The organism is Pseudanabaena sp. PCC 7367, assembly GCF_000317065.1.
GTDB lineage: Bacteria > Cyanobacteriota > Cyanobacteriia > Pseudanabaenales > Pseudanabaenaceae > Thalassoporum > Thalassoporum mexicanum.
On sequence record NC_019701.1, the window covers coordinates 728,220 to 754,021 of the forward strand.

At 45.2% G+C, this 25,802-nt stretch carries 19 protein-coding genes, 1 tRNA gene and 1 pseudogene; 10 read left to right on the plus strand and 11 right to left on the minus strand.

All coding sequences use genetic code 11. From position 1 onward, the window contains the following. The first annotated feature begins 133 nt into the window (after nt 1-133). Together PSE7367_RS02810 and PSE7367_RS02815 are read left to right on the plus strand one after the other, a co-directional pair. Complete coding sequence (locus PSE7367_RS02810; protein ID WP_015163845.1) at nt 134-1,231, plus strand: protein phosphatase 2C domain-containing protein; 1,098 nt, start codon at nt 134-136, stop codon at nt 1,229-1,231. Nucleotides 1,232-1,235: 4 nt separating this feature from the next. Beyond that, nucleotides 1,236-2,291, plus strand: a complete 1,056-nt coding sequence (locus PSE7367_RS02815) for a cysteine hydrolase family protein (protein WP_015163846.1) — start codon at nt 1,236-1,238, stop codon at nt 2,289-2,291. 16 nt (nt 2,292-2,307) lie between these two features. On the opposite strand, the gene PSE7367_RS02820 is transcribed toward PSE7367_RS02815, so the two are convergent. Both PSE7367_RS02820 and PSE7367_RS02825 read right to left on the minus strand, forming a co-directional pair. Next, nucleotides 2,308-3,231, minus strand: coding sequence for a mechanosensitive ion channel family protein (locus PSE7367_RS02820; RefSeq protein WP_015163847.1), 924 nt, complete (start codon nt 3,229-3,231; stop codon nt 2,308-2,310). 2 nt (nt 3,232-3,233) lie between these two features. Next, nucleotides 3,234-4,622, minus strand: a complete 1,389-nt coding sequence (locus tag PSE7367_RS02825) for a hypothetical protein (protein ID WP_015163848.1) — start codon at nt 4,620-4,622, stop codon at nt 3,234-3,236. 419 nt (nt 4,623-5,041) lie between these two features. Here PSE7367_RS02825 and PSE7367_RS02830 point away from each other — a divergent pair, with 419 nt between their 5' ends. Beyond that, on the plus strand, nt 5,042-5,452 hold the full coding sequence (locus tag PSE7367_RS02830; RefSeq protein ID WP_015163849.1) for a hypothetical protein: 411 nt from the start codon (nt 5,042-5,044) through the stop codon (nt 5,450-5,452). Nucleotides 5,453-5,804: 352 nt separating this feature from the next. Here PSE7367_RS02830 and PSE7367_RS02835 read toward each other — a convergent pair whose 3' ends face one another. Further along, on the minus strand, nt 5,805-6,281 hold the full coding sequence (locus PSE7367_RS02835) for a hypothetical protein (protein WP_015163850.1): 477 nt from the start codon (nt 6,279-6,281) through the stop codon (nt 5,805-5,807). A gap of 364 nt (nt 6,282-6,645) precedes the next feature. On the opposite strand from PSE7367_RS02835, the gene PSE7367_RS02840 reads away from it, so the two are divergent. Beyond that, the gene (locus tag PSE7367_RS02840) at nt 6,646-7,656 is read left to right on the plus strand and encodes a zinc-dependent alcohol dehydrogenase family protein (protein WP_015163851.1); all 1,011 of its coding nucleotides are present in this window, start codon (nt 6,646-6,648) and stop codon (nt 7,654-7,656) included. Between the two features lie 44 nt (nt 7,657-7,700). On the opposite strand, the gene PSE7367_RS02845 is transcribed toward PSE7367_RS02840, so the two are convergent. From PSE7367_RS02845 to PSE7367_RS02865, 6 genes and pseudogenes are all read right to left on the minus strand, one after another. Beyond that, a complete protein-coding gene (locus PSE7367_RS02845; protein WP_015163852.1) occupies nt 7,701-8,507 on the minus strand; it encodes a serine/threonine protein kinase in 807 nt (268 codons plus the stop codon). Nucleotides 8,508-8,588: 81 nt separating this feature from the next. Then, nucleotides 8,589-8,738, minus strand: a complete 150-nt coding sequence (locus PSE7367_RS21740; RefSeq protein ID WP_156800330.1) for an SGNH/GDSL hydrolase family protein — start codon at nt 8,736-8,738, stop codon at nt 8,589-8,591. Between the two features lie 572 nt (nt 8,739-9,310). Continuing rightward, nucleotides 9,311-10,540: pseudogene (sbcD, locus tag PSE7367_RS02850) on the minus strand (exonuclease subunit SbcD); the annotation flags it as partial. Nucleotides 10,541-10,646: 106 nt separating this feature from the next. After that, entirely contained in the window at nt 10,647-13,634 is a 2,988-nt protein-coding gene (locus tag PSE7367_RS23055) for a carbohydrate porin (RefSeq protein WP_320056809.1), read from the minus strand. Between the two features lie 265 nt (nt 13,635-13,899). After that, nucleotides 13,900-13,971, minus strand: a tRNA-Asn gene (locus tag PSE7367_RS02860). A 215-nt stretch (nt 13,972-14,186) separates the two neighbouring features. Then, nucleotides 14,187-14,444 (minus strand): hypothetical protein, encoded by a 258-nt coding sequence (locus PSE7367_RS02865; RefSeq protein WP_015163855.1) that lies wholly within the window; start codon nt 14,442-14,444, stop codon nt 14,187-14,189. Between the two features lie 217 nt (nt 14,445-14,661). On the opposite strand from PSE7367_RS02865, the gene PSE7367_RS02870 reads away from it, so the two are divergent. Beyond that, nucleotides 14,662-15,477 (plus strand): type III pantothenate kinase, encoded by an 816-nt coding sequence (locus PSE7367_RS02870; protein ID WP_015163856.1) that lies wholly within the window; start codon nt 14,662-14,664, stop codon nt 15,475-15,477. Between the two features lie 238 nt (nt 15,478-15,715). Here PSE7367_RS02870 and PSE7367_RS20030 read toward each other — a convergent pair whose 3' ends face one another. Then, nucleotides 15,716-16,141: an STAS domain-containing protein gene (locus tag PSE7367_RS20030; RefSeq protein ID WP_015163857.1), complete on the minus strand. Its 426-nt coding sequence runs from the start codon at nt 16,139-16,141 to the stop codon at nt 15,716-15,718. Between the two features lie 1,022 nt (nt 16,142-17,163). On the opposite strand from PSE7367_RS20030, the gene PSE7367_RS02880 reads away from it, so the two are divergent. The 4 genes from PSE7367_RS02880 to cobA all read left to right on the plus strand — a co-directional run bounded on the left by PSE7367_RS02880 (nt 17,164) and on the right by cobA (nt 21,560). After that, nucleotides 17,164-17,481, plus strand: coding sequence for a slr1957 family protein (locus PSE7367_RS02880; RefSeq protein ID WP_041698858.1), 318 nt, complete (start codon nt 17,164-17,166; stop codon nt 17,479-17,481). 147 nt (nt 17,482-17,628) lie between these two features. Further along, nucleotides 17,629-18,951: an NAD(P)/FAD-dependent oxidoreductase gene (locus PSE7367_RS02885; protein WP_015163859.1), complete on the plus strand. Its 1,323-nt coding sequence runs from the start codon at nt 17,629-17,631 to the stop codon at nt 18,949-18,951. A gap of 142 nt (nt 18,952-19,093) precedes the next feature. Beyond that, nucleotides 19,094-20,008, plus strand: a complete 915-nt coding sequence (locus PSE7367_RS02890; protein WP_015163860.1) for a hypothetical protein — start codon at nt 19,094-19,096, stop codon at nt 20,006-20,008. Next, a complete protein-coding gene (cobA, locus tag PSE7367_RS02895; RefSeq protein ID WP_015163861.1) occupies nt 20,001-21,560 on the plus strand; it encodes a uroporphyrinogen-III C-methyltransferase in 1,560 nt (519 codons plus the stop codon). Before PSE7367_RS02890 ends, cobA begins: the two co-directional genes overlap by 8 nt. A gap of 11 nt (nt 21,561-21,571) precedes the next feature. Here the strand turns inward: cobA and PSE7367_RS02900 are convergent, their stop codons facing one another. After that, on the minus strand, nt 21,572-24,280 hold the full coding sequence (locus tag PSE7367_RS02900; protein WP_015163862.1) for a VIT domain-containing protein: 2,709 nt from the start codon (nt 24,278-24,280) through the stop codon (nt 21,572-21,574). A gap of 131 nt (nt 24,281-24,411) precedes the next feature. Here PSE7367_RS02900 and PSE7367_RS02905 point away from each other — a divergent pair, with 131 nt between their 5' ends. Further along, nucleotides 24,412-25,785, plus strand: a complete 1,374-nt coding sequence (locus PSE7367_RS02905; protein WP_015163863.1) for a pentapeptide repeat-containing protein — start codon at nt 24,412-24,414, stop codon at nt 25,783-25,785. The last annotated feature ends 17 nt before the right edge of the window (nt 25,786-25,802 follow it).

Below are 25,802 nucleotides of genomic sequence, written 5' to 3' on the forward strand. Positions count from 1 at the left end.
ATATTTTACACTATAGTAAGTCTAGCATCCTATTACTTGGTTAGGCATTTGTTAGGCATTTGTTAAGTATTTTAAGAACTAGCAATAAACTAACAATTGAGTAGATCCTTAAAGCAAAAGAAACAAAAGAGACGTGAAAGCCAAGCCAGAGCCAGAATCTGAGTCAGCGCAATCAGCATCGATCGAACAAGAGAAACCACAATCGAGCAATGGGCAACCTGCTAATCTTGCCAGTCTATTTGAAGTTGCCTCCGGTTCTGTGATGGGTAGGCATCATCGGCTCAATGGTAAAAATAATCAGGATGCTAGCTATTATGCAACGAACGATGCGGCAATGGCGGCAGTAGTGTGTGATGGTTGTGGCAGTTGTCAGCATAGCGAAGTTGGCGCAAAACTGGGAGCCAAGCTCGTGGTAAATACCCTGCTGCAAATGCTGGTATGTCCACCGGGTGGGAAGGTGGCCGATCCCACAAATAACTTCTTCTGGCAGTTGCTCAAACAAAATCTGGTGGAACAGTTGGGACGAGTGGCGATCGCCTTGGCTGGCTTCTGTCCACAACCGGATACCAGGTTTGCCAATCACCCCCAGGCCTATTTGCCAGAGGTTAAACAGGTAATTACTGATTATCTGTTGTTTACGGTCGTAGGCGCATTGATTACCCCGCAAATAACCGTGCTTTTTTCGATCGGGGATGGCTTGGTTTGTCTGAACGAACAAACAATCCGGATTGGACCTTTTCCTGGCAATGCACCGCCCTATATTGCCTATGCCCTGTTGAAGCCTAAGCATGGTATGGTTTTGCCCTCTGATTTGAGCATTCATGCCCAGCGATCGACTAGTGTGGTTAATTCAATTCTGTTGGGAACCGACGGAGTAGACGATCTAATCGCAATGGCGGGGCAGAAATTGCCTGATAAGCATGAGTTGGTGGGGCCAGTTTCGCAATTTTGGCAGAGCGATCGCTATTTTTATAATCCTGATCTAGTGCGGCGCAAATTATGGTTAATCAATCAAGAGGGAGTGAAGCCCAATTGGTCATCGCGGCGATTGCATAAGCAGCCTGGACTTTTGCCCGATGATACGACCCTAATTGCGATTCGCAGAATTGGCACCATGCAGAGCGATCGGAACCTGGCTGCAACCGAAGAGGAATTAACTACAATTCAAAGCGTGGCCCCCAGAAAGATACCTCAAAAGACATCCAGCAAGACACCCAAAAAGATGAAGTAAGAATATGACTTCCACAACCACGGAATTAACCGAACTACCACTCCCCCCTCATTTTGCTCCCACTCAAGTTGGCGAAGTGTGGCGAGTACCCTATCAACAGCGAGCAACAGCAGCGCGGGAATGGGCGCAAAAGCATCAGATTCCGCCAGCTTCTGAAGATCGAATTCGCACTTGCCTGTTGGCGATCGATGTCCAGAACACTTTTTGTATCCCTGGCTTCGAGCTATTTGTGGGCGGTCGATCGGGTATTGGTGCGGTTGAAGATAATCGGCGACTATGCGAATTCATCTATCGTAATTTAGCCACGATTACGGAAATTGCACCGACCCTGGACACCCATACAGCAATGCAGATTTTCCATCCTATTTTTTGGGTGAATCAGTCGGGGGAACACCCAGCCCCAATGACGAATATTACCCTGGAGCAGGTGCAACAGGGGATCTGGCAAGTCAATCCAGCGATCGCTGCTAGTATCGTCGAAGAGCATAGTAGTTACCAATATAATTACCAAGATTTGCAAAAACATGCCCTTTATTATGTACAGAAATTGCATGATGAGGGTAAATATCCACTCACGATCTGGCCCTATCACTCTATGCTGGGTGGCATTGGCCATGCCTTGGTTTCCGCCGTGGAAGAGGCTACTTTCTTTCATAATATTGCCCGCCACAGCCAAACTAAGTTTGAGCTTAAAGGAAGCAATCCGCTCACGGAAAACTATTCTGTTTTGAGCCCAGAAGTATTGTCTACGATTGGAGAACAACCGATCGCCCAGAAGAATCAACGCTTCTTACAGAAGTTACTATCATTCGATCGTGTAATCATCGCTGGACAAGCCAAGAGTCATTGCGTGGCCTGGACGATCGCGGATTTGCTAACTGAGATTCATGAAATTGATCCTAAATTAGCGCACAAGGTATATTTGCTCGAAGATTGCACCTCGCCGGTGGTGGTGCCAGGGGTAGTTGATTTTACGGAGCAAGCCAATCATGCCTTCCAACGATTCACACAGGCGGGAATGCACATAGTTAGGTCTACCGAGCCGATCAACCGTTGGTAGGGAATGCAAGATGAGATTATTTGACTGCTTCAAATTCCGAGAAGTGGCTAAGCATTTCACCATAGTTGGAATTACTAGCCGGAAGCTCTTGCTTAGCTCGCTTGAGCAAATCGGTAATATAAACTAATTCATCACGGGCATCCATTGGGTGTGCTCTCAGCTCAAAGTGAGTGCCCCACGGTTTTTCCTTGATCAATACCGAAATGGGCAAGCTCAGTTGAGTATATTTACTAGTTTGGGCGACGCGATAAAGAATATGCATCACCCGATTCACATCGACATCATGGTTGAAGTAGAAATCAGTAACCACCATTGATTCCAGCTTACCAGTATTGACATTGACGATCGGTGAAGTCCAGATGGTGTTGTGGGGAACCTTGACAATGCAGCCATCACCAGTGAGCAGGCGAATCCCTCGCAAACCATAGCCAACCACCTCGCCATAATACTCACCAATCCTGACCCGATCGCCCACTTGGTAAGTAGATTCAAACAGGGTAATCACCCCAGCAATAACCGAGCTGGCATAATCCTTGAAGGCAAAACCGATCGCTACTGCGGCAGTACCTGAGATCGCCAAAAAGTTACTAGGTGAAAGCTTGACAAACAGGTTGAGTAAATAACTACCGCTAAGCAACAAAATTGCGGCACGACAAAAGGGGAGCGATTGTTTAACGGTTAGGCGAAACTGACGCGGTACTTTTTCCGAGACCCAGGTGATGAATTTGTCCACTGCAGCCATGGTCAAATAGGCCAGCAACACCACTAATCCTGCTTTGGTAATCTTTAGAGTGGTGATGTCAGTCAGAAAATCCTTGGCCTTCTCGGCGGCGGAATCATTATTTTTAATTAGTGATAACTGAATTGGCAAGGTTAGGGCGGCAAGGCGATCGGCAAAATTAATAAAAATTCCCCCTCCTCCGAAATTATCCATTAGCATGATTAGTTACCCTCCCAAATCAAAAAATTGTTATTAGCCAGATCATTTTTTAAAGCCGCATAGTAAGCCGGATTCAACGAAATGATACCGTGATTATCCTCTAGCATTCCAGCTCCACTTAGTTTTTGCACCTGAGCACGCACTTCGCCCTGCTCATCTCCCAGACTAGTAGCCAAGTGAGTTAGGCTAATTTCTTCATGCAACACCAGTGAAAATAGTAAGTAGCGATTGTCGGCGCTCAGTTTTGGCAGACTGGGTAGCGTGGGACGAGTGCGCCTAATGTGGCTAAGGGTTTCCCCACATATTTCTTCATTGTCGATTTGCTCAATTACCAGATCAGCGTCATTTTGAGCATCGTCAGCCGGATTAGTACCATTATTACTCTGGCCATTAACAATAGCTTTACGCTTGGCTTGATTTAAATTTTCTTCAGTTGGCATTTCAGACTGCTTAGTATGATCAAGGTCATATTTCAAAGAGCGAAGCCAGGCTTTCCCTGCTACCTGTGGTAATCCAGTTGAAATATTCAACAAGCTATTAAAATAGAGCTTTTGTGATCGGGAAACCCAATCTTCACTATTTTGATCGCTATTATCTGTAGATAAAGGTGATTGCTTAGGCTTGAAGTAAATCTGTGATTCTTGTGGATTAAATTCAATTTTGGCATCCACTGGCTCGAGTAACTGCCTGATTGCGGCGCGATCGAGTTTTGGTAAATGCTGGGTTTGCTCAAAATAAGCACTGATTTGAAATACCTGATCGAGATAGCGCCAAGCCCAGAAATTACAACCGATTAGCCAGAAACTGGTGCGATCCTGGGAAATTATATCTAACAGCAGTTGGATTGCCTCTAGCCCACCAAGACTACGCAAGAAACACCAGCTCAGGCTGGGAATCATAATTAAGGGTTGCGGTTTACGAGATATTTCCACCTCAGTATAGATCGGTTGATCACCCCTAGCTGCATCGATCTCTGCCAGCAACTTACTCTCAATTTGGCGATACTTAAAGGGACGACCTGTCCAGCTAATCGGAATTGGCTTAATATTTAGAGACTCGATCACATCGGTATTTTGCTGCTGCCAGGTGCGCAACCCAGTATGCATGATTTCAGATATTCGCTCCGCTGGGCTGCCAAGGATAACCAGGTGATTATGTCCAGATTCAGAACCTTGCCACTGCTTGATTGCACTACTTAGTTTCTTGGTAACGGTTTGCACATATGCTGGGTGTGGTGCTAGCTGTCGGATTTCCTGATTGAGCCAGGTAGTCAAAAATGTGGGTAGGTCATAGAGCTTTAACTCCCTTGTTTTTTGCTCCAGTTCTACTGCTTGGGCACGTGCTTTGGCGGCTCTTGCCCATTCTTTGACTCGATCGACTACTACATTCATCTTAAATATATACTGGCGTAGCTACTGGAATTGTCTAAACTTATGGCGCTTGGGAGAATGAAGCAGAAAGTTCTGCGATCGTAAATGTTTTTACATAGTGACTACAATAATGAAGAAGAACTATAGTCGCAAACTCAGTTTAATTATATTCTGCCTGAACTCAATACCGATTGCATGATGCGGCAGGCAGAATTCAAATACTAAAATAGAAGTAGATTTAAGCTGGTTGGAGCATTAGGATTAATTTGCCTATGGCTTGCAATAGCCGCCCCACAAGAGTTATCGCCAATCGAATGCACAACTTGCAAGCTGCTCCAGCCAAAGTCGATCGCCAGCTATTCCTAAGACATAGTTACAGCTTCAGGAGTTTGCTTGAGGATCGGTTATTTTGATATTGAGGCAAAGGACTAAAGAGACTCATGGCTAATCCAACCCAAGTAAAAAACTATATTGCCCAGTGGATGCAACTCGGTAAGAAGGTATTTCTAAACGAGCAAGCGATCGGTACTACCAATGTATTGCAGGGTAATGGCTATTCTGCTGAATTTGAGCAAATTTGGACTAAGATTACCGCTGAATCGAGCAGAGCATATTTGGCCGGAACAGATCAAAGCATTGGTAATCTGCTTGAGCATAACTGGGAGATGCTTAATTGCGTTCGTTGTAACATGCTATCCCCATGCGTGGCGATCGGGCCAAGGGAAACGCCGACCTGTCCCTGTGCAGATCTAGAGTTATGGCCTGATTTAGAAACAGTAACACCGCGATCGCCAATTAGCAATCAGGCGCAATTGAATCAAATCCGCGATCGGCTCTCTCTTAAGCAGTAACTTAAGCAATAAAGTTTTTACTAGACAATATCCCAGAATACATCACCACATCAGTTTGATAATATTTCTTTGATGATATTTCGATAAACAAGCGATCGCAAGGGGTCACAATAGGATATTCCGGCGAGCTTAAGTAACCTTAAATAAGGCAAGTAAATAAGGCAAGTTAGGATTTGCAAAGATGCTTGCGAACCGAGATGCCACAAGTCGGGCATCCTAGCTGGCAGATGGTTGGCGCTCAAACGTAGCAGGATCGAACTTAATTAATAGACTTCTTGCATAAATGCTAAATCTGCGCCTGAGAGTCTGATTCTCGCGGGGCAATCCTGGACTTTTGCAAGAGATCTAATTACTAACTGGCAGGTGTACTGAGCCTGGTTCGCACTGGTAATTCTGCTCGGCCTAATTCCTGGCCTTCATACAGGTAACGCACCGTACAAACATTGTTATATGAGCCTTCCGCATTGGGCAATAGATAACCTACGCCTTCTACTTTAATATTAAGAATAGCGTGATCTTTGTCGGCTTCAATCTTGATTGGGCGTTGCACCTTTTGGGGCTCACGGGTGGGGATTAATATTTCTAGCTCCACACCAACATCAATGTGCTGGTCAAGGGCTAGCAAGCGCTGAAAGAATGCCACCACAGTAACGCTGCCCAGTTGGATCGCAATGTTTTTTGCGATCGCGCCGTCATCGTTAATTTGCACCTCACCTTCGGCGGCCAGGCCAGTTAGAACACCATTAATATTGACATCGCCGGTTTCTGGTGTGGTGACAACACTTTTACAAAAGGTAGCCCACAAAAACTTAATTGGTAAATCTGCCATGATTTGGGATTGGGATTTTTAATTTCTTTTACTACTACTCAAACTCTAAGGCTAACTCAAACAACAGTCATCTACATACAGGAAAAATTAAGGGCGGGGCTAACATAATGTTAAGCAGAGCTACCAAATTATCATGCGGTTGGCTAAATATCCGGTTGGGGGAAGTATAAATCTGGCGATCGGCAATAATGTTAATAATTTTAGTGAGGCGGCTAACTGACTATGGTAATTGTGAAGCACTAAGCTGATTAGGTTTTTTGATAAGGTCGATCGGTAGGCTCCATCTTGCTGTCTTGCATTTCGTAATCAAATCAAACTAGGATCGCCATATTCTTTCCTCTTTTAAGGTTATCTTTTAACTCCTATGCAACAATGGCAAATTGAAGCCCAAAATGGTCAGCAATCGCTAAATCTGGTCGATGTTCCCAAGCCTGAGGTGGCAGCAGGGCAGGTGTTGTTGAGAATGAAAGCAGCAGCCCTTAATTACCGGGATTTATTGATGGTGAAAGGGAAGTATGGCGGGGCGCAATCTCTACCGCTAGTGCCATTGTCCGATGGAGTGGGCGAAGTTATCGCAGTTGGTGCTGGCGTAGATCGAGTTCAAATGGGCGATCGGGTGGCCACAATTTTTATGCAGCGATGGATCGATGGCGGTTTCAGCAATGAAAAATCTCAATCAGCCCTGGGGGGAGCATTACCAGGGGTTTTAGCGGAATATGTAGTTTTAGATCAAGCTGGCGTAGTTAAGGTTCCGGTGCACCTGAGCGATGAAGCGGCGGCAACTTTACCCTGTGCTGCGGTAACCGCATGGCATGCCTTAGTATCAACGGGGAAAGTCAAGGCCGGTGACACAGTGTTGCTGATCGGCACTGGTGGCGTGTCGATCTTCGCGCTGCAATTCGCCAAACTGCTGGGCGCAAGGGTGATTATTACTTCCAGTAGTGATGCCAAATTAGCGAAGGCTAAGGAGCTAGGCGCAAATGAATTGATTAATTATCGCACCAACCCCGATTGGGAGCAGCAGGTATGGGAGTTAACTAATAAAGCAGGGGTTGATCATGTGGTGGAAGTTGGCGGCGCGGGCACATTAAATAAGTCGTTGCGATCGGTACGGATGGGTGGCAGAATCAGCTTGATTGGGGTGCTTGCTGGCATCAGTGGTGAGGTGAATACGGTAGCGATCTTGTCAAAGGCGATTACAATCCAGGGGATTTATGTGGGTAGTCGGACGATGTTTGAAGATATGAATCGGGCGATCGACTTGCATAAACTAAATCCCATTGTCGATCGGGTGTTTGGGTTTGCTCAAGCTGAAGAGGCGTTTAGTTATCTAGAAAGTGGCGGCCACTTTGGCAAGATTGCGATTCGCTTTTAGGTTTGCAGCAGAGTGATTTTTTGGGCGGATATCTGGCGCGATCGCTACGCTGGCAAATTCCTGAGCGCCTGGAGCGCAGAATGAAATCGATCCTCCACCATTGGCTCTAGCATCAGGTCTAACCAATCGGCAAATTGTTCCGACACCTGCACATGGGAGCGAAAGTCAATTTTTAATCGCCTTTGGGGTAACTCGGCAGGCGATCGGTGGGTGAGCAGGAATAACAACACCGAACCTAAGCCATAGAGATCGGAAGCTGGATAAACCTGGCCGCGATCCTGCTCAGGAGCCATATAGCCAAAGGTTCCCACCACCGTTGCACCAGAACTATTCGTACTCCAGAAAGCACTGCGCACCGAACCAAAATCTACTAAGTAAATCTGACCGTCCTGACGGCAGATCGCATGTTCCGGCTTAATATCACGGTGGATTACTGGCGGTGTCAGCCGATGCAAATAGACCAGAATAGCCAGAATTTGCCGAGCGATCGCCTTCACTCCAGCTTCGTCAGTGCGCCACCCCTCCACCACCATTTGGGATAGAGATTTACCAATGGCTAACTCCTGCACAATATAAAAATAGCGATTGGTGTCGGTATCAATCTCGAAGTAGTCTATGTAATTGGGGATCGCAGGGTGTTCAAGTACGGAAAGCACCCTGGCTTCGCGCTCGAACACATCCAACTCCTTCCACTCCTTCGCCCGTCGCATTGACATTTCTTTGATCGCTACTTGCTCACCCGTCTGTAAATCAGTTGCCGCATAGGTCTTACCTGTAGCTCCCCGTCCCAATAAGTAGCTAATTTTATAGCGCTGAGCGATCTGAGTGCCTGATTGGTGTAAAGCTTCCATTTTGGTTCAGGTTGGCGAGTAGGATGATTGCTTGCGATTGAAGATTATATGGGGAACCTGAGCGAGCGAGGTGGTTAATATTCAATATTGCGTGGCTAATATGTTTAGCAACTCTTGATTCAAAGCGGCATAACCCTGTTTATTTAAGTGTAATTCATCCGCTTCATATTCTGGCTGTATTTGCCCCTGTTGATCAGCCAGGATTGTAAACGCATCAAATAAAACCCACATTTCGCGCTTTGCTTTAGAAATCAAATAATTAAATAGACGAAATTATTCTGGAAACCCTATTGCAAGGTAGCTTGGTCAATTTCATGGGTTCTAATCTTACAGAGGAACGTTTGCTGATCCTGAATTTCCTTGCTGCTCCCTGTCAGAAATATTATCTACTTTGCTGACCTAACCGCGAAATGTAGGTTTAACCAATTGAATCCTAGTTTCTAGTTAAACATGGTTAATTGCTGAGCTTGATGATTAGGTGGTTTAGCCGATCGCTTGCGTTTCTTTTTTGCTTTTTGGGGCTGAAGTTGTTTAGGCGCTTGTTTACTGGTTGGTTTACTTTTCTCTGGATCAGAAACATCAGCACTTGGAACCACTAGTTTTAGATGCGCCTGTCGATCGCCACCAGGCTCTAGCTCAATTATTTCAACCGTTTGAGTCATTCCCTGGCTAGTTACAGCCGCAGGATTAGGTAATGCCTTTTCATCAGCCGAACCATATTCCAGCGCGATCGGTTCAGTAAGTTTAGTAGTAGGTTTTGATTCAACAATTTTTGAGTTCTCGTTTGTCTCAGTCTGTTCAATTGAATCACTACTAATTCCCAGCAATGCCCTTGTCGCGCCAAGCATTTCAGCTTTGAGGTTAGCTAAATCAGCACGAGTATCCAGATATGCAGTCAACGCCGCGATCGGATCGAGCACTTCGGTAATCTGTAAATTTGGCAATCGCGCCCGACTTGCTTGGCTAACCACATCCGGGGCGATCGTATGGGTGTGGGCAGTTTCTAGCGCCTCGTGTAGTTCCGCTTCATTAATTTGGCTGAGCTGTGCCGCTTGCAAGCGATAGATCAGCCTTACGATCGCATTGTTGATCTCACCCTGGGCGATCGCCTTCAGGATTACTGCCTGCGGATCGGCCTCCTTAGTCACATCTAGCCGGATCGTCAGGAACGATCGCGTCGGCAAGGCGCAAAACTCAAACTTAGTCTCGAACTTGGCTTGTTTTTTTGAGATCTCTAACCAGCAATAGCCTTTTTCTTCTTTCTCTTCGCCGAAATCTACCCGCTCAATGCTACCGGGATAGACCACCAGGGGATTTTTTGCCAAAACTTGATGACGATGCACATGCCCCAAGGCCACATAATCAAGCTCAGTTCGATGTAGCAAAGACAACGGCACCGTGAAACCTTTACCAGCCGCTAAGAATCTTTCTGCCCCATAGGCAGCCTTATCCACCATCGCATGGGCTAGCAGAATAGTGGGTAAATTGGGATTGAGTTGGCGAATTTCTGATTCCAGGATAACCGCCAATCGATCGAGCAGGAGCCTATCTACAGCGGCGATCGACATGCCTTCCGTTTCCTGGCGGGTCAGCAGGGCAGATCGATTCAGCCAGGGCAAAGTAATAACTTGAATCTTGCCAGCGGCAGTGACGATTAAATGGGTTTCCAGGCGATCGCCCACCGTAAACCCCGGCACGGCCAAACTACGGTAGATCGCCAGGCTTGCTCCCCCTTGCCCTTGGGTATGTTGATCGTGATTGCCCACCAGCAACACGGCGGGAATCTGCACATCAGCGAGGCGGCGGAATTGACGGGCGAAGGCTTGCTGTACATAGGGGGGCGGCGTAGCATCAGGAAAGGCATCGCCACCAAACAGAACCAGATCGGCGGGTGCTTGGACAGCGCGATCGATGCAGCGGGTCAACGCGGCGAGGAAGTCTTCGAATCTGGTATTTAATCCGGTTTTGGGGTTAATTTTGCCGTGGGTGGTGCTGCCCAGGTGAATATCGGAGAGGTGCAGAACTTTAATCATGCGATGCCCTGCTATGATTTCTGTACTCTCAATATATATTATTTTTGCGGTTTTATGCTATTTTTTGGCTCATTTAGGAATATCAGCTCCTAGATCATCACGATTACTACCATATTTCAGGCCATTGAAAATCATTCCTAGAACTAGCTTTTTTAATTGCTGCTAGTTCAGTTTTGAATTCTCTTCTTAGCTGTAAGAAAGCACTCGTCTCTTCCGTTGTAACCTTATCTAATAAGCCTGCTGAGATTATTTCGTTCAGTTTGTCCAGGCATCGATCCAAGGTCATTGCAAATTGCGCACGAGTTATATCTTGGTTTTCACGTTCAGCAAAAGATATACAGCCGATGCGCTTTGATAATCTTGTCATGATGGGATAAACCCATGCAGGCGTAGGTAATCTAGTGCTTTGTTCAATAGTACTTTTAGCTAGTTCAACATCGTTATAGTGAAGATTACCCCAACCCTCCAATTTCCATAAAGCTAAGATATCTTCTCTGGGTAGTTCGTCTTTGCCTAAATCGATCCTTTCATATATCTCTTTCAGACAATCTCTTACCCCAAGGGAAAACTCATAGCGACTCAGTGCCTGTAACTTATGTCGATCGCTATCAGTTCGTTTCAATTCCTCGCACCCATATCGTTTGCCGAGATCAAGAAGAGACTTGTAAATTGCATCATTAGGGGCAACGCTATAGCCATCAATGTAGCCTGAAGGTTTGATAATCTCCCCATCTGCCAGGTTATCATCGTCAGAGTAAAAGTTCGCTCTTAAAGGTGAAGGTAAGGCTTCTAGACCAGAAAGACCAGCTATATCTGCGGCAAATTCTTCCTGTAATCGTGCCAGCGCTGCCAAGTCTTCTTTGGCGATTGTGTCCACGAGACCAGATGAAATTATTTCGTTGATCTTATCCAAACAAGCATTAAGTCCAGCGGCAAATTCACGTCGAGAAATAACTACATCTTTCTCAGGTTCACCTTTATACTCTTGAATACATTCGTACTTCTCAATAAGCTTGACTAGTGCTTTATATTCCCAATCGCTTGTTTTTATAGATCTAAATACAAAAAATTCAGAACCAAAACGATTGTAAAGCTTCCAGCCTAAATCAGAATCTTCCTTAGAAACTTGGATTCGCCCATCATCATGAATTCGCAGTGTAGTAACTATAGATGAATCATCGGATGAGCTTACCGTTGAGAGGCTTCGGGCGATCGGTAAACGGCTAATCCTCTTTAAACAAGGGCTTAACTTTGCGATAAACTCATCACGCGGTATGGGCAAAGAGCTGTATTTAGGGTCAAGTGGAACACAACCATATTTGTGGGCTAGTCTTTCTAAATCCACACGAGCCCAATACGTTGGGTTAACAACCTCCCCATCTGCATCGCCATTTCCTTCTTCAATTTGTGCTAAAGGTTGATGCTCTTGATCGCTATTGCTAATTGCTAGCTTAGGCGATCGTAAACTCAGAACAATAGGCGAATAATGGCTATAAGGATCTGCGCCAATTGGATAGAGAACAGCTCTTCTAGAGGCAAGCTCAGCAGCGAATCTCTCTTGTAATCTTTGCATGGAAGACAAATCTTGCTTGGAGAATCTTTCAGCAAGGCCAGACGAAATAACTTCACTAAGATAGTCTAGACAGACTTCCAAAACCCAAGAAAAATCCAAGCGATTTATAGTAGATCGATCCAGATCAAATGGATAATTAGCGATGCATCCGTGTTTTTTGATGACTTGCTCGATCGCCATAAAGTCTTCTGCCTTAGCAGGCCAATCGTTGATGTCTGTGGGGTCTGATGCAATGCTGTCTCTAGTAGAAGATCGGGAGTCATAATCCGGTGCGCCTGACAAAGCAAGAATAGCTCTATCAGCAAATTTGGTAGTTGGGGCAAACTGTAGTGCTTCTAGTCGAGCAGTTGCAGCTTCTAAGGAATCAACTCGACCACGCAAAGTAGCCAATTCAGCAGCATATTCTTCCTGCAATCGCTGCAAAACCACCAGTTCCCCTCTCGATATCTCATCTGCCCCATTAGCACTAATGATTTCATTCACCACATCCAAACAGTTGCTTAGGCTCTGGGCAAACTCATTTCTGGTTATTCCTTGCTTTTGAAGCAGGTATTGCCCAATGCAATTGCGTATCTCTCCCAGTGCAATCAGGTCGTGGATATCCTGAGCAGTAGGATTAGTATTACTACTTCTGTGATTGAGAGAGTCAATTGGCGATCTCCTCCGTGTCCGTGGTCTTCTACGTAGAGCAGAATGACGCGCTGCCGAATAATCGATCCGTTTTTGCATCACCGCTAATTCAGAGGCAAATTGTACCTGAAGCTTGCGTAAGGCAGATAAATCATTGGCTGAAACTTTTTCCGTTTGCTGCTGCGTAATATCATCGATCAGGATTTCTTCAATATTATTGACACAGATATACAGCTTACGTGTAAATTCATAGAGGGTCATTTTCCCGATTGGGAAGTTAGGGCTATGACCTTTGGTAACGCATCGATATCGTTTTTCCAGCGATGCTAAAGTAGTCATCTCCCAATCATCAGGTTGAAGAGTTTTTTGAAAGAAATCACTTTCGGGGCTAATTGCTTCTGGTGGCTCTGGCAACTCAAACTCAGGGCTATTCGCAACCTCGATCGACTCTGCGACAGAAAATTGTTGTAATTCAAGTTGGGCGTTTTTTGTCTTAGCCTGTCGGCCACGAATATCCTCCAACTCAGAGGCAAACTCCTCCTCCAGCCGCCGTATATTTTCCAAGTCCTGCTCAGAAACCTGATTCGGTCTAGAATTGAGAATTAAATTCACCCGATCGATACATTGATCCAGCACAGCGGCAAAGTCGTAGCGGTTAATCTTGATCCGCCCAAACCTAGACGTATCATCATGCCCAGGAATGCAATCGTGGCGATCGGCCAAGGCAAACAAAGCCGAAAATTCCCAGCCATTGGGTTGTATATAAATACTCTCTGGCGAGGTGTTTTGGGCAATTTCTGCGTCTGAAGATGTAAAGACATCAGCATCTCTAACCTCGATCGACTCCGCAACTACTCCCGACGCATTGCCAACAAATAAAACGATCGCCACCGCCACCGATCGCCAAATGAAGCGATCGCCAGATCTAAACCTGCCCATAACTTTTCCTCACGCACCACACCAGAAAATCTAATGCGACTAATCTAGCACATCAAATTGCGGAAAAATGCAGGCAGGGGTTAATTTTTGGGAAACTTTGTTGCTAATTATTAACAATCAAAAAAAGTGATTGCTAACCTGTGTGGAGATATAGCTAGAGTATAGCCTTCACAGATTAGGGCAATCGATCGAATAAAAATATTAGATTTAACATCAACTCCCCAGGCTGGATTCGAACCAGCGACCAATCGATTAACAGTCGACCGCTCTACCGCTGAGCTACTGAGGATCATTTCAGCGTTTTTAATAGTACCGCATCTACGGGCTAATCACAAACAAATTCGCCAAAAAAATTCTATATCTATCCACAGTTATAGATTAGCTTTCCGATCGCCCTGCACTCATCAATAGTAACTAGTGAATAGCAAAGCTAAGGCGATCGCATTAGGAGCAAAATAACGATCGCTCAAATTAAACATCATCAACAGGGCAGAGAGAAATTAGCTAGAACATCTCCACACTAGAAGAGAAGACCGGTTCCACGTGGATCGCCGAGACCCGCTTAGGGCGCACAAACAAAATTTCATGCTCCTGCTTCATTGGCATCGATACCAAATCATCATCATCGGACTTGGGCTTAATCTTGCTGGCGTACCAGCTTTTCACCTCTTCGATCGTATTGAAGCGAATATCCACCACATGGTTACCTTCAACCATCAGGTGGACTAGATACTCATTGGGCTTTCTGGGTTCTCTTGGCATATTGGCTATTGCTACTCGGTTAGCTAAGTTAGGTTATGTTTGCAGCTAATTTAGGCTCAATTACCGCAAATATCAATATCTAAATCAAATCGATCGCCATAATTTAGTCAAACTTTAAATTGCTGCTAAACATTTTAAGATGACTAATCCAGCTTAGTTGCTAAAGTAGAATTAATAATTTGGACTGATTTTAACGTAATTTAGATTATGCCCAATTATGTCTAGTAAGCAAGCTTTAGCGATCGCAATCGGCAATACTCACCTCAAGGCTGCGATCGGCAATATATTTGATCCTGATTTGGATCAGGCGACTAGTCGCTATCAAAAAATCACTACATATACAGTCAGGCATGACGAAATCGAAGGATTTGCCAGGGAACTCGATCCAGCGCTGAAGTTCAAAAATTTTGAGAAAATTGCGATCGCCTCCGTAGTACCTCACTTAAGTACACCCTGGCATGGGCTGGTCCAGACCCAAGTTATTACTTCAACCCAAATCCCGATCGCCAATCTCTATGAAACCATCGGGGTCGATCGTGCCCTAGTTGCTCTGGGGGCAGGCGCAAAGTATGGCTATCCAGTTCTAGTAATTGATGCTGGCACGGCGATTACAATCACAGGCATTGACGAGCATCCAGCCTTAGTCGGTGGTGCAATTTTGCCAGGTATATATGCACAATTTCAGAGTTTGCATCAAGCCACAGCAGCTTTACCAGAAGTTCCGATCGAGATACCGATCCACTCTACTGAACCAGGACAGGCGAAATCCCCAGGGCAGCAGCAAGAAATCAAACCCGATACGCCAGAAAGATGGGCAACCGATACGGTCGGCGCGATCAAAAGCGGGGTATGGCATACGATCGCGGCGGGGATATATTCATTTATCCAGGATTGGTGCGATCGCTATCCTGGTAGTGGCATTGTGTTTACTGGCGGCGATGGCAAAAAATTGCAACAGTATTTAAACCTGGGTAAATATGACTCAGGGCTAATTTTTGATGGTATTACTAGGTTCTGGGATGCCAGGAATTGAGTTATTAAAATCTACGGATCTTTGCAGATAGCTGATCTGGTTTTAGCCAATCTAATTAAATCTAGATCATATGGATACAAACGGCAAACTAGCCTGACAGCTTACTTAAAGAGCATCAGACTAGTAATTCACTATCTAATTTTTAGGGGAACGGATATGTAATATTTGTTTTGGCAGAGCTGTTTGGTTTTAACTTGATTTCAATACATTCAACAAGACAACTCAACAAAATAACGATTTAGGCAACCGCTACCACCGATCGGCCTTGGCGCGTGGAGTTAACATATGCAATGAACTCATCTTGGCTACCAAAGACTGCAAACCTTTGATCTATTTTGGTTAGCTCAAGCACCAATCGCACGGAATTGTTTACACAACATAGAGATAGACTACTACCTGCTTTATTGGCGTTGTGAAGTGCTGTTATCAAAACACTCAGGCCAGCGCTATCAAGAGACTCAACATCTTGGAAATCTAATAACAGGTTGGGAGATACGTCATCACCAGCTAACGAATTTGCGGCGGTATAGGATTCAATCTGGCTGAACAATTCTGTTGCGCTTTGATTATCAAAGCTGCTGTCACTTAAACGAATGACCACTGCCTGACCACCATTGGAAATCGACTTAAATGATTTCTTAGCGGATTGTGTTTTAGTTTTCATGACCTTGTCAAGTATTACGTTTAAACTCAATTTTGTTCTTAATTAACATTCATAATAGACAACTATTTACCTGTTTAGTGCATCGCAGTATACAAAATGTAGGCAAATCTACCTCTAGACATATACACCGCGATCGCCATTGCTTGAGATCTACTACTCCAGGACTATACAGGCACTTTTCTTAACTAAGCGATGTATTACATACGTAAGACAATATCTGCTACATGTTCATGCAACATCAGTTATTTGTCCCGCCCACTAATCAAATAGGGTCAAATGAAGTTAACCGATTTTCTGATGGTAAAGATAACTAGAACTGAAAGCACTTTACCAGAAGCTATTGCCAAGTCTTAAATATAAATTGTGCTGCGGTGGATTGTGCAGCAAATTAAGTTTGCAAAGCGTAACACAATCTACCTACTTGCATATATTAGAATCAATTATTAGGACAAATAACAAAGCTAACTTTATACTACCCTTTTTAAATTCAAACCTTAAACATAAATATATAATTTATTCTTATTTGAATTATTATTCGAAAACCTTTTAAGAAAATATTTTCCATTGCTTCAATAATTAGTGATTTTAGCGATCGCACATGGCTAATTTGATTTTGCTCCTGAGCCTATATTAAATAGGTTTTTGGATTAGGCTCTTTAACAATGGCCAAGGTTGGTTGTGAGGTTTCAAAGATATAACAGCTTTACCAGTATCTAGACTCATTCAGTGATTGCAAAGGCTGAACTGTTAGTGTTTTTTATGTTGTCAAAATATTGTCAAAATATGCAAATTTGAATTTCAAATAGTTGCTTAGCCCTGATGTTAAATGCCTTGGCAGGGATTTGCGCAACCATATCTTTGAAGATCCTAAGCTTTTCTAGTTAGCAATGATTTAGGCGTAAAAATACAGGTTAATGCGAAATTTATTCGCTCCTTTTTGATTATTGAAAACATAGAAACCACATCATATAAATTCATATTTAATAACTTTAGTTAACATGCAATTCAAAATTACCGAAGTTATGAAACATCTTCGTGACGAATGGGTTAATGATTGGTGCCAGGAAAATGGCTGGACTGATTTATACATAGAGCGTAATCATTATTGGGCTTTTCCGCCGGGTGCATTCATGCCGATGCCGATCCCTAGTAAGGCGCTGCGGTGTATTAAGGCGCAACATGGCATGTGCAATCAGGAAAAGTCCCTGGCGATCGCGGCGATCATTATTGCGATCGGTGCGGTGGGGCTGACTTTTTCGTTTAATTCACCAATGCCGTTGATTTTTGCATTTGCGTTTGGGGCGATCACGGTGGCACTTTTGGAAGTTGAGGATCTTTAAGCTGTGCTAGCTCGATTGTTTAAGAAAAGTTTATTAAGAAATCTATAGCATCGACAACAAATCCTAAAGAAATAGCAAGAAAATCGTAGCGATCGGCAGCATCCCAATAATCTGATCGAGTAAGTAAATTAGCTTTTTTAGGTGTCTATGCAAAAGCATTATTTTATTATCGGGGCAGGTGTCGCTGGGATCACTGCCGCCGAGCAACTGCGTCGGGGTGATGCCGAAGCAAGCATTACGGTGATTAATGGCGAAGATTATCCTTTCTATCGTCGCCTTTCTTTGTCCACCTATCTACAAGGACAAACCACCCTTGAGGCCTTAACTGTTAAACAGCCAGAAGATTATGAAGCCTTGAATGTGACGGTGTTGCAAGATCGCGTTGCTCAGATTAAGCCCAATGAAAATACCTTAGTAATGGCCAGTGGTGAGACCCACAACTATGATGGGTTGATCATTGCTACTGGTGGTAGTGCGATCAAGCCGCCGATCCCAGGCATCGATCTCAATGGCGTGCGTCTCGGCTACTGGGATATGAAAGATACACTCTGGTATGAAGAAATAGCCAAAGCAAATAATGGTAATGATGCGGTGGTGATCGGTGGCGGGGTGCTGGGTCTAGAGCTAGCCGATTGCTTCAATCAAGCTGGTTTGAAGGTGACGATCGTGCAGCTTGGCGCTACCCTGGGTGAGCCTTTGACCGATGAAGTATCCGGTGAAATCCTGCTCAATCGGGTCAAGGAAAGCGGTGCAGAATGCCGGATCGGCGTGATGGCCAAAGAAATCCTCGGTGATGAAAATGGTAATGTCCGTGCCGTGGTAACCAGTGCTGGCGAAGAAATCCCCGCCAAAGCAGTCGGCATCTGTATTGGGATTCGTCCTAATGTGGCTTTCTTGCAGGATTCTGGCATTGAGCTGGTCAATGGTTGCATTGGTGTGGATGGTTATCTAAAAACCAATTTTGATAACATCTTTGCGGCGGGCGATTGCACCTGGGTCAGTTCTGGCAATATGGTGGGCTATCGACCTAATCGCACCTGGCAGGTGGCCACTAATCAGGGCACGATCGCGGCGATGAATTTGCAGGGAATGCAGCATCCCTATGATGAAGGGCTATTCTACAATGCAGGCGTGCTCTATGATTTGCCCTACACGATGCTGGGCAATTTTAACCCCGATCCCAATGATGAGTCCTGTCAGGTGCATACCTATGACACCGCTGGCGATCCGTTTGCCCACTTTAAGCTGACGGTTTCGGAAGGCCGCTTGGTGGGGGCGATGCTGCTGGGTAGACAACGCCGCACTAATATTCTGCGCAAGATCATGGAAGGTAATTTCATTATTACTGGTCATGAGCATGAGCTGATGGATAAGAAATTCAAGCCGAAGGATCTGCCGGTGGCGGATATTCAGACGGCTGGTGATGCGGATGTGGAAGCAAAACTTGCGGCTTACGCCAGTAAGGGGTAAAGTGCTGTAGCTTCTCGGCGTTCTTAGCTTAGAAGAAACAAATGAGATATCTGTTGGGCGATCGCTTGCTTGCTATGTAGGGCGATCGCTTTTTAATTGGTTATGTTATTCTGATTTGCGCACATAAAGCATGGTGAGCTAAATGTTATTTAATCAAAGGTTAGCAAAACTTTTAAACAGACAGCAAAAAGTGCAAAACACAAAAGATGAATACTTTAATGCTGCAATAAATCATCTGTGGGAACTGCTTAATAGCGACCAAATATTTAGAAGTATTCTTAATGAGCTTGAACATAGCCCAGAGAAAGAAGACATACAAATAGAGATGCAAGAAAAGATTCTGTTCCCAGAGACGGAATTTAAAAATGCAATTAATGCTTATTTACAGATCAAGCAGGCTGTTGAAAGGATTAATAAAGGTCTCTTTTCCCCTTCTAATCGTTTTCACGTAAAAAGATGTGTTTTTGACCTCTACATTTTCGTGGCTGAAAAGATAGGCGATGTTGATTTTGCCTTAGGTTTAATTGAAAGATATAAGCATAAATGTGAGTGGTTCCCAGTCCAAAGGAAAAAGCTTCACGGTATTTACACATCAGATACTAAGCGGGGAGAAAAGAATCTTGCCTATCACCTCTACGAATTTCTTTATGACCAAGGTTTAGATTTCAAGATAGAACCTCGGTCGGCATCTGGGCGACCGGATCTTGTCTCAGCCCAGTCAGAGGGACAAAGATTAATTGCTGACACTAAAATTTTTAATTGCGATAAGAAATATATTGCCAAAGGTATTAGGCAAGTCTATGACTACGCCAGTCAATACAGCCAGCAATTTGGGTACTTGGTTATTTACAAGGTTTGTGAAAAAGATTTAAGTTTTAACTTATCAGGTAAAACCCGCTCAGCTATTCCATTTCTTGAACATAACAATAAAACTATTTTTGTCATTACAATTGACATTCATGAATATGCTCAGACACCTTCTAAGCGAGGCACTTTAAAAAGTATAGAAATAGATAAAGACTATGTAGTCGAGATCATTAATAGTGACGATGACTAGCGGCAAAGTCTACATAGTTGGTGCAGGCGTAGGCGGGATCGACTACCTCACCGTCAAAGCGCAGCGACTGATCAGTCAAGCGGAAGCGATCGTCTATGATGCTCTGATCGACGAGTCATTGCTAGCACTAACGCCCGTCAGTTGCGATCGGCACTATGTCGGCAAGCGCGGCGGTCAACTCAGTATCAAGCAACCAGAAATCAATAATTTACTAGTAAAACTTTGTCAGCAAGGAAAGCAAGTAGTTCGGCTCAAAAGCGGCGATCCCTTCATTTTTGGGCGGGCGGTGCCGGAGCTTGAAGCCTTAAGGGCAAATAATTGTGAATATGAGATCGTACCAGGAATTTCCAGTGCGATCGCGGCCTCACTCTTTTCCGGTATTCCCCTCACCGATGCCAAACTCAGCCCTTGTTTTGCTGTTCTGACTGCCCATGATCTCGAAAATCTACCGTGGCCAGCACTAGCCGAAATCCCAACCCTGGCGATCCTGATGGGGACCAGGGGCTTACAGGGTGAAAATCCCCCACTTTTAGCCAAGCTAAGGCAGGGCAAATCAGCCGATACACCGATCGCGGTGGTGCAATGGTGCGGTAGCCATGCCCCAGAGCAACAACAAAAAATTTGGTTAGGTACCCTCACCGACATACAATCGAAGTTACCCGATTACGCCCTTTCGCCTGCGGTGATCCTGGTGGGGGAAGTGGTCAGGTATCACGATCGATTGAGTTGGTTTAGGCCAGGGCAAATGGAGAGGCATAATAAAGCGCTTACTGGCATAACTGTGATGGTGACCAGAGCTACAGGGCAATCGAGCCAGTTTAGTCAAATGCTGATAGATACTGGTGCACGGGTGGTGGAAATGCCAACCCTGGCGATCCTGCCGCCGGATAGTTGGGCAGATTTGGATCGGGCGATCGCAAACCTAGATCGTTACGATTGGTTGATTCTTACCTCTGCCAATGGCGTGTATAGTTTCTTTGAGCGATTGCACCATGCCCAAAAAGATAGTCGGGCGTTGACCAATGTCAAAGTTGCCGTGGTTGGCAAAAAAACAGCGGTAGCACTCACCCAGAATGGCATCATGCCAGATTTTATCCCGCCTAACTATGTGGCAGATGACCTGGCCGCAAATTTCCCTTCGGTCAAAAATTTAAATATCTTGTTCCCCAGGGTGCAAAGTGGCGGGCGCGAAGTCTTAATTGAAGAATTAACTGCCAAAGGGGCAAAGGTGGATGCGATCGCGGCCTATGAATCGGGTTTACCGCCTGAGCGCGATCCTCAAGCATTGGCTGCAATTAAGAACGGTAATATAGATGTGATTACCTTTGCCAGTTCTAAAACAGTGCGAAACTTTTGTGAGATCCTGGCTCAGGAAAGTAACGAATGGCAAAAATGGTTAGCAGGAGTCACGATCGCTTCGATCGGACCCCAAACTTCGGCCACCTGTTATGAATTTCTGGGACGGGTAGAAATTGAAGCAATGGAATATACCCTAGATGGCTTGATTGAGGCGATCGCCAATTATTACGAATCGCCCCATACTAATTTCTAGCTGGCTTCTAACTAGCCATTATTCACGCTTAAAGTCAGCCTTGCCTTACCACTAGCTGTGTTAGGTACATTCCAGCGCAAGAGGGCTTGCTTAATTGCATTAATCACTGCCTTATCGGTGATTGTCGAACTGCGATCGTCTAGAATAATGCGATCGATCCGGCCATCTTTCAAACTAAACTCTAGCACTACCTTACCCGATGCAGCATTTGGCAAACTCAGCGCTTGGAGATGTTGTTGGAGCGGATCGCTAACATAAATGCGAAGCTGCTCTGCCTCGGTCATATTGCCAGTAATGCCAGTATTAGCAACCACCTTCACTCCTTCCAGCTTGACCACACGCACTGGAGAAGCAACTGCGATCTTCGATTCACTGGATTCAGGAATAGCTTCCGTTTGGGGAGAGAGATCGCCATCATTAAAATCACCCAAGGATTCATTAAGCTGATCTTTGGATGCTCTGGCCAGATCGCCAGACTCAGCGGGCAGGCTGGGCATGTTAACCGCTGGTGGTGGGGTAGTAGGAACTGGGGCAACGGCTTCCTGGCGTACATTCTTGCGGGATTGATCAGTTCTACCGATCGTGCGGCGACGGGGGGTAGGCGCTGGTTGGGCTGCAACCGCAAAGTTACTGGTCTGGGCGGCAACATCTTCTTCTGCATCAGTCCCGAATACACCTTCAAAGCTGACACCCTCTGGCAATTCCACCGGAACCTGTACCCGCTGGGTCGTGCCATCCGGGTTAACCCGCACCTCTTCAGACACCGCCACAAAGGCAGTATATTTTGATAGTAGGTTATAGCTAAGCGCCGTATTTGTCGCTGATTCCACCAGGGTGGTAGTTTCACCACTAAACATCTGATTCATTAAATCTTTAATCCGAGCCCGACCCCAAAGCTGGGCGATCGCTCCTTTCTCTTGGTTATTAAACCCAACCGGAATCACTTTTTCATAACGCTTATTTCCCGCCATCATGCCAGTGATTTTGAGATTGCCGCTGATGCGATCTTTCTTGCGGCCATATAGCACTAACGGTTGATTGGCAAATAGATCCGGTGCTGCCTGGGGATAGATTTCTGGCGCAGTTCCTATACCTTGCCATTCCACTTTGATATTAGTTAAAACCGGATTATTAATCTGCTGGAAGAACTTCTCTACCGCCAAATCCGTATTCTCATCCTGGCGCACTACCTGAGTCGTACCGCGACCGACTTCAGCAAGGCGATCGAGCAAGTAGCGATTCACTGAGCTACCAACACCAAAGCTATAGAGGCGATTGCCTGGTTTCAGTTTTTCCTGCACCGCCGCCAGAATCTCAGTGTCATTGCCAATATAACCATCGGTAATCAGGACAACACTGCGCACCCTACCATCTTCGGGACTAGGGAAGCTGAGCACCGCATTAATGCCATTTAATAGTTCTGTGCCGCCATTGGCATCCAGTTTATTAATATAATTAAGGGCTTTCTGGCGATTGCTGTTGGTGTTCGCTAAAGGAATACTAGAAAGCTGGCGAGTAGTATTCGCAAAGTCGATAATTGTGAAGGTGTCATCGGGATTGAGGCCACTCACAAAGCGGCGCATTAGTTCCTTTGATTTAATTAAGGGCTCACCGGATTGGGAACCAGAGGTATCCATTAAGAACACCACATCCTTTGGCACGATCTCTTCGCTTTTGTAGTCGATCGCGGGGATTAAATAAGTAGCGAAGTGGCCGCCCTGCTCGGTCTTAGTCGTCAGAACTGTAGTCTGGGGTTGTTCATTGGCAACCTGATAGCGAATGATTAAGTCCTTATTTGGGATCGTATCTTCTGGAGAAAGCGAAAGGTTCACTACCCTGCCATTCTGGCTCATTTTGATCTGATGGGAAGTAGAGCCCACCTTCTGGATCGCTACCCCGGCATCGATCGACAGCTTAACGTTAATATCATGCCCCGATCGCATTCCTGGTTTGAGCACGGGCGGCGTAATCCGCGAAGCATCGGGCACCTGGGTGGTATCAGGCAGGGATTGAGTCACACCATCGGTTACAGCAGCGGGAGACTTGCCGATCGGATCGCCGGGAATGTAGCGCGGCCCCACCACCATCGGGAATACAAATTCATAGTTCCCTTTTTCAAATTCCAGACTGTTGGTGTAATAGATCGTCACGTCGATCTGTTCGCCGGGGCGGATATTCGCCAGCGATTGGGTAAAAATATTAGCGCGTTCTTGCTCTAGTAACCCAGCGGTGCGCCCTTCATTTCTGGCCTGTTCGTAGATTTCCTGGGCTTCTTCGCGGCGCTTAATTTCGCCCTTAATAATCCGATCGCCGATCTTAATTTCCATATCGTCTACGGCGGCTTCATCGGGCAGCGGGAATACATAAACGGCTTCGAGAGGCATATCGAAGGGATTCTCGAAGGTTTGGGTTACGGCCACCCTGGCGATGTTACCGTCTACCTGGGCATCGACATCGGTGTGCTTGAGAGGGAAGGCTAGTTGCTGGCCATCAGGATTTTGCGGATCTTGAACGAATAGGCCGTTAGGTGATTCGGGCTCAGTTGTGGTGGTCAAGGTTGCCCCTGGATTAATTTCAACGCCTGGTTCGATCGTGATTTCGGTGGCGATCGCCGGGTCAAGCCTGAGCCTACTGGGAATCATGCCGGCTTGGGCAAGGGCAAGGTAGGTGCAGGTGCCGCCGATCAATACGGTGGTGGGAATGGCGATCGCTAGTCTCATGGTCTTTCTCTGGTTGTGATTAATTAGATGGAATTATTTTTTGTTACTCTAACCATGCCATTATTTTCAGGGGTTGCGATCGCAGTTGCAATTTTAGTAACGGCTTTTTTGTTGTTTTATTAGCGATCGATTTGGAGATAAAATCTAAATGGCAAGTTATTGGGGCGATCGAAGTGGCAAATGATCAGCAGGTGGCGATCCTGAAGCGGGGGGTGGAAGCCTGGAATAAGTGGCGAGAACAGCATCCCAAGGTGGCGATCGATTTGTTTGGGATCGACCTGACGGGGATCGATCTGCATGGTGCAAACCTCAGCGGCGCTGACCTGAGTGGGGAAGAGTTACGGGGTGCTAATTTGCAGGGCGCTGATCTGAGTGGGGCAAATTTGCAAGGTAGTGACTTATTTGGAGCCAATTTAAGTAAAGCAAATCTTAGCATTACTGATTTGAGTGGTACTGATCTAATACTGGCGAATCTTAGCTCAGCCTGTGTTATTAGAGCTAATTTCACTAATGCGGACTTATCTCAAACTGATTGCACAGATGCTGATTTTTCATATTCTCGCTTTAGTAAGGCATTATTAAGCATGACCGATTTTACTGGAGCTAACCTTACTCAAGCCAAACTACCCAAGGCAAATCTTATCGGAGCCATTTTTTGCAGAACGAATCTTACACAGGCAAATTTTTTAGAAGCTAAATTATTGGAAGCTGACTTCGATGAAGCAAATCTTAAAAATGCTTCTTTTTATATGGCCAGGATAGAAAGAACAAATTTTAAAAGTTCAAATTTGAATGGTGCTTTTTTAGTAAGAACTGAAGCTATTGAAACTAATTTCAGTAATGCCGAACTTACTGGTGCGTGTATTCATGGGTGGAATATAGATAAATACACTAATTTCAATAATTTGAGGTGCAAGTATATATTTAGGGATGTAGAAATACCTGTTGATGATCAAGAAGCTGAATATCTAGATCGCGTACCCGCCACAGGTGAATTTGCACCTGGTGATTTCCAAAAACTATTTCAAAAAGCGATCAACACCGTCGATTTGATTTTTCAACATGGGATCGATTGGAAAGCATTTAGCGAATCATTCATAAAGCTTCAATCGGAAACAGGCGAAGAACTAGCGATCGCGGCGATCGAAACCAGAGATGATGGCAGCTTCGTAATTCGGATCAATGCGCCAGTAGATGCACAAAAAGCAGAGATTGAGAAATTTATTTACAGCAAATACAAGGCAGCATTAAAGGAGCAGACCGAAAAATATAAGGCTATGCTTGCAGACAAGGATAAGGAAATATCTAACAAAGAAGAAATAATCCAGCTATATCGAGAGAAAAGCACCGACTTGAAACAGATCGTATTTAAGCTAGCCGAATCACAGCCTGTTTTCAACAATACAAACACCAATATTGGCCGCGACCAGAACACTAATGCCACCAATTCGATCGTCGCTGGCCATGATATCAGCGGGGAAGTAGAGATTCAGAATCAGGAATAACAGCTAAAACCGTTCCG

Coding starts and splice junctions, on each gene's coding strand:
- PSE7367_RS02815 (WP_015163846.1), top strand. CDS start 1,236: ATGACTTCCACAACCACGGAATTAACCGAACTACCACTCCCCCCTCAT.
- PSE7367_RS02820 (WP_015163847.1), bottom strand. CDS start 3,231: ATGCTAATGGATAATTTCGGAGGAGGGGGAATTTTTATTAATTTTGCC.
- PSE7367_RS02825 (WP_015163848.1), bottom strand. CDS start 4,622: ATGAATGTAGTAGTCGATCGAGTCAAAGAATGGGCAAGAGCCGCCAAA.
- PSE7367_RS02830 (WP_015163849.1), top strand. CDS start 5,042: ATGGCTAATCCAACCCAAGTAAAAAACTATATTGCCCAGTGGATGCAA.
- PSE7367_RS02835 (WP_015163850.1), bottom strand. CDS start 6,281: ATGGCAGATTTACCAATTAAGTTTTTGTGGGCTACCTTTTGTAAAAGT.
- PSE7367_RS02840 (WP_015163851.1), top strand. CDS start 6,646: ATGCAACAATGGCAAATTGAAGCCCAAAATGGTCAGCAATCGCTAAAT.
- PSE7367_RS02845 (WP_015163852.1), bottom strand. CDS start 8,507: ATGGAAGCTTTACACCAATCAGGCACTCAGATCGCTCAGCGCTATAAA.
- PSE7367_RS21740 (WP_156800330.1), bottom strand. CDS start 8,738: ATGTGGGTTTTATTTGATGCGTTTACAATCCTGGCTGATCAACAGGGG.
- PSE7367_RS02865 (WP_015163855.1), bottom strand. CDS start 14,444: ATGCCAAGAGAACCCAGAAAGCCCAATGAGTATCTAGTCCACCTGATG.
- PSE7367_RS02870 (WP_015163856.1), top strand. CDS start 14,662: ATGTCTAGTAAGCAAGCTTTAGCGATCGCAATCGGCAATACTCACCTC.
- PSE7367_RS20030 (WP_015163857.1), bottom strand. CDS start 16,141: ATGAAAACTAAAACACAATCCGCTAAGAAATCATTTAAGTCGATTTCC.
- PSE7367_RS02880 (WP_041698858.1), top strand. CDS start 17,164: ATGAAACATCTTCGTGACGAATGGGTTAATGATTGGTGCCAGGAAAAT.
- PSE7367_RS02885 (WP_015163859.1), top strand. CDS start 17,629: ATGCAAAAGCATTATTTTATTATCGGGGCAGGTGTCGCTGGGATCACT.
- PSE7367_RS02890 (WP_015163860.1), top strand. CDS start 19,094: ATGTTATTTAATCAAAGGTTAGCAAAACTTTTAAACAGACAGCAAAAA.
- cobA (WP_015163861.1), top strand. CDS start 20,001: ATGACTAGCGGCAAAGTCTACATAGTTGGTGCAGGCGTAGGCGGGATC.
- PSE7367_RS02900 (WP_015163862.1), bottom strand. CDS start 24,280: ATGAGACTAGCGATCGCCATTCCCACCACCGTATTGATCGGCGGCACC.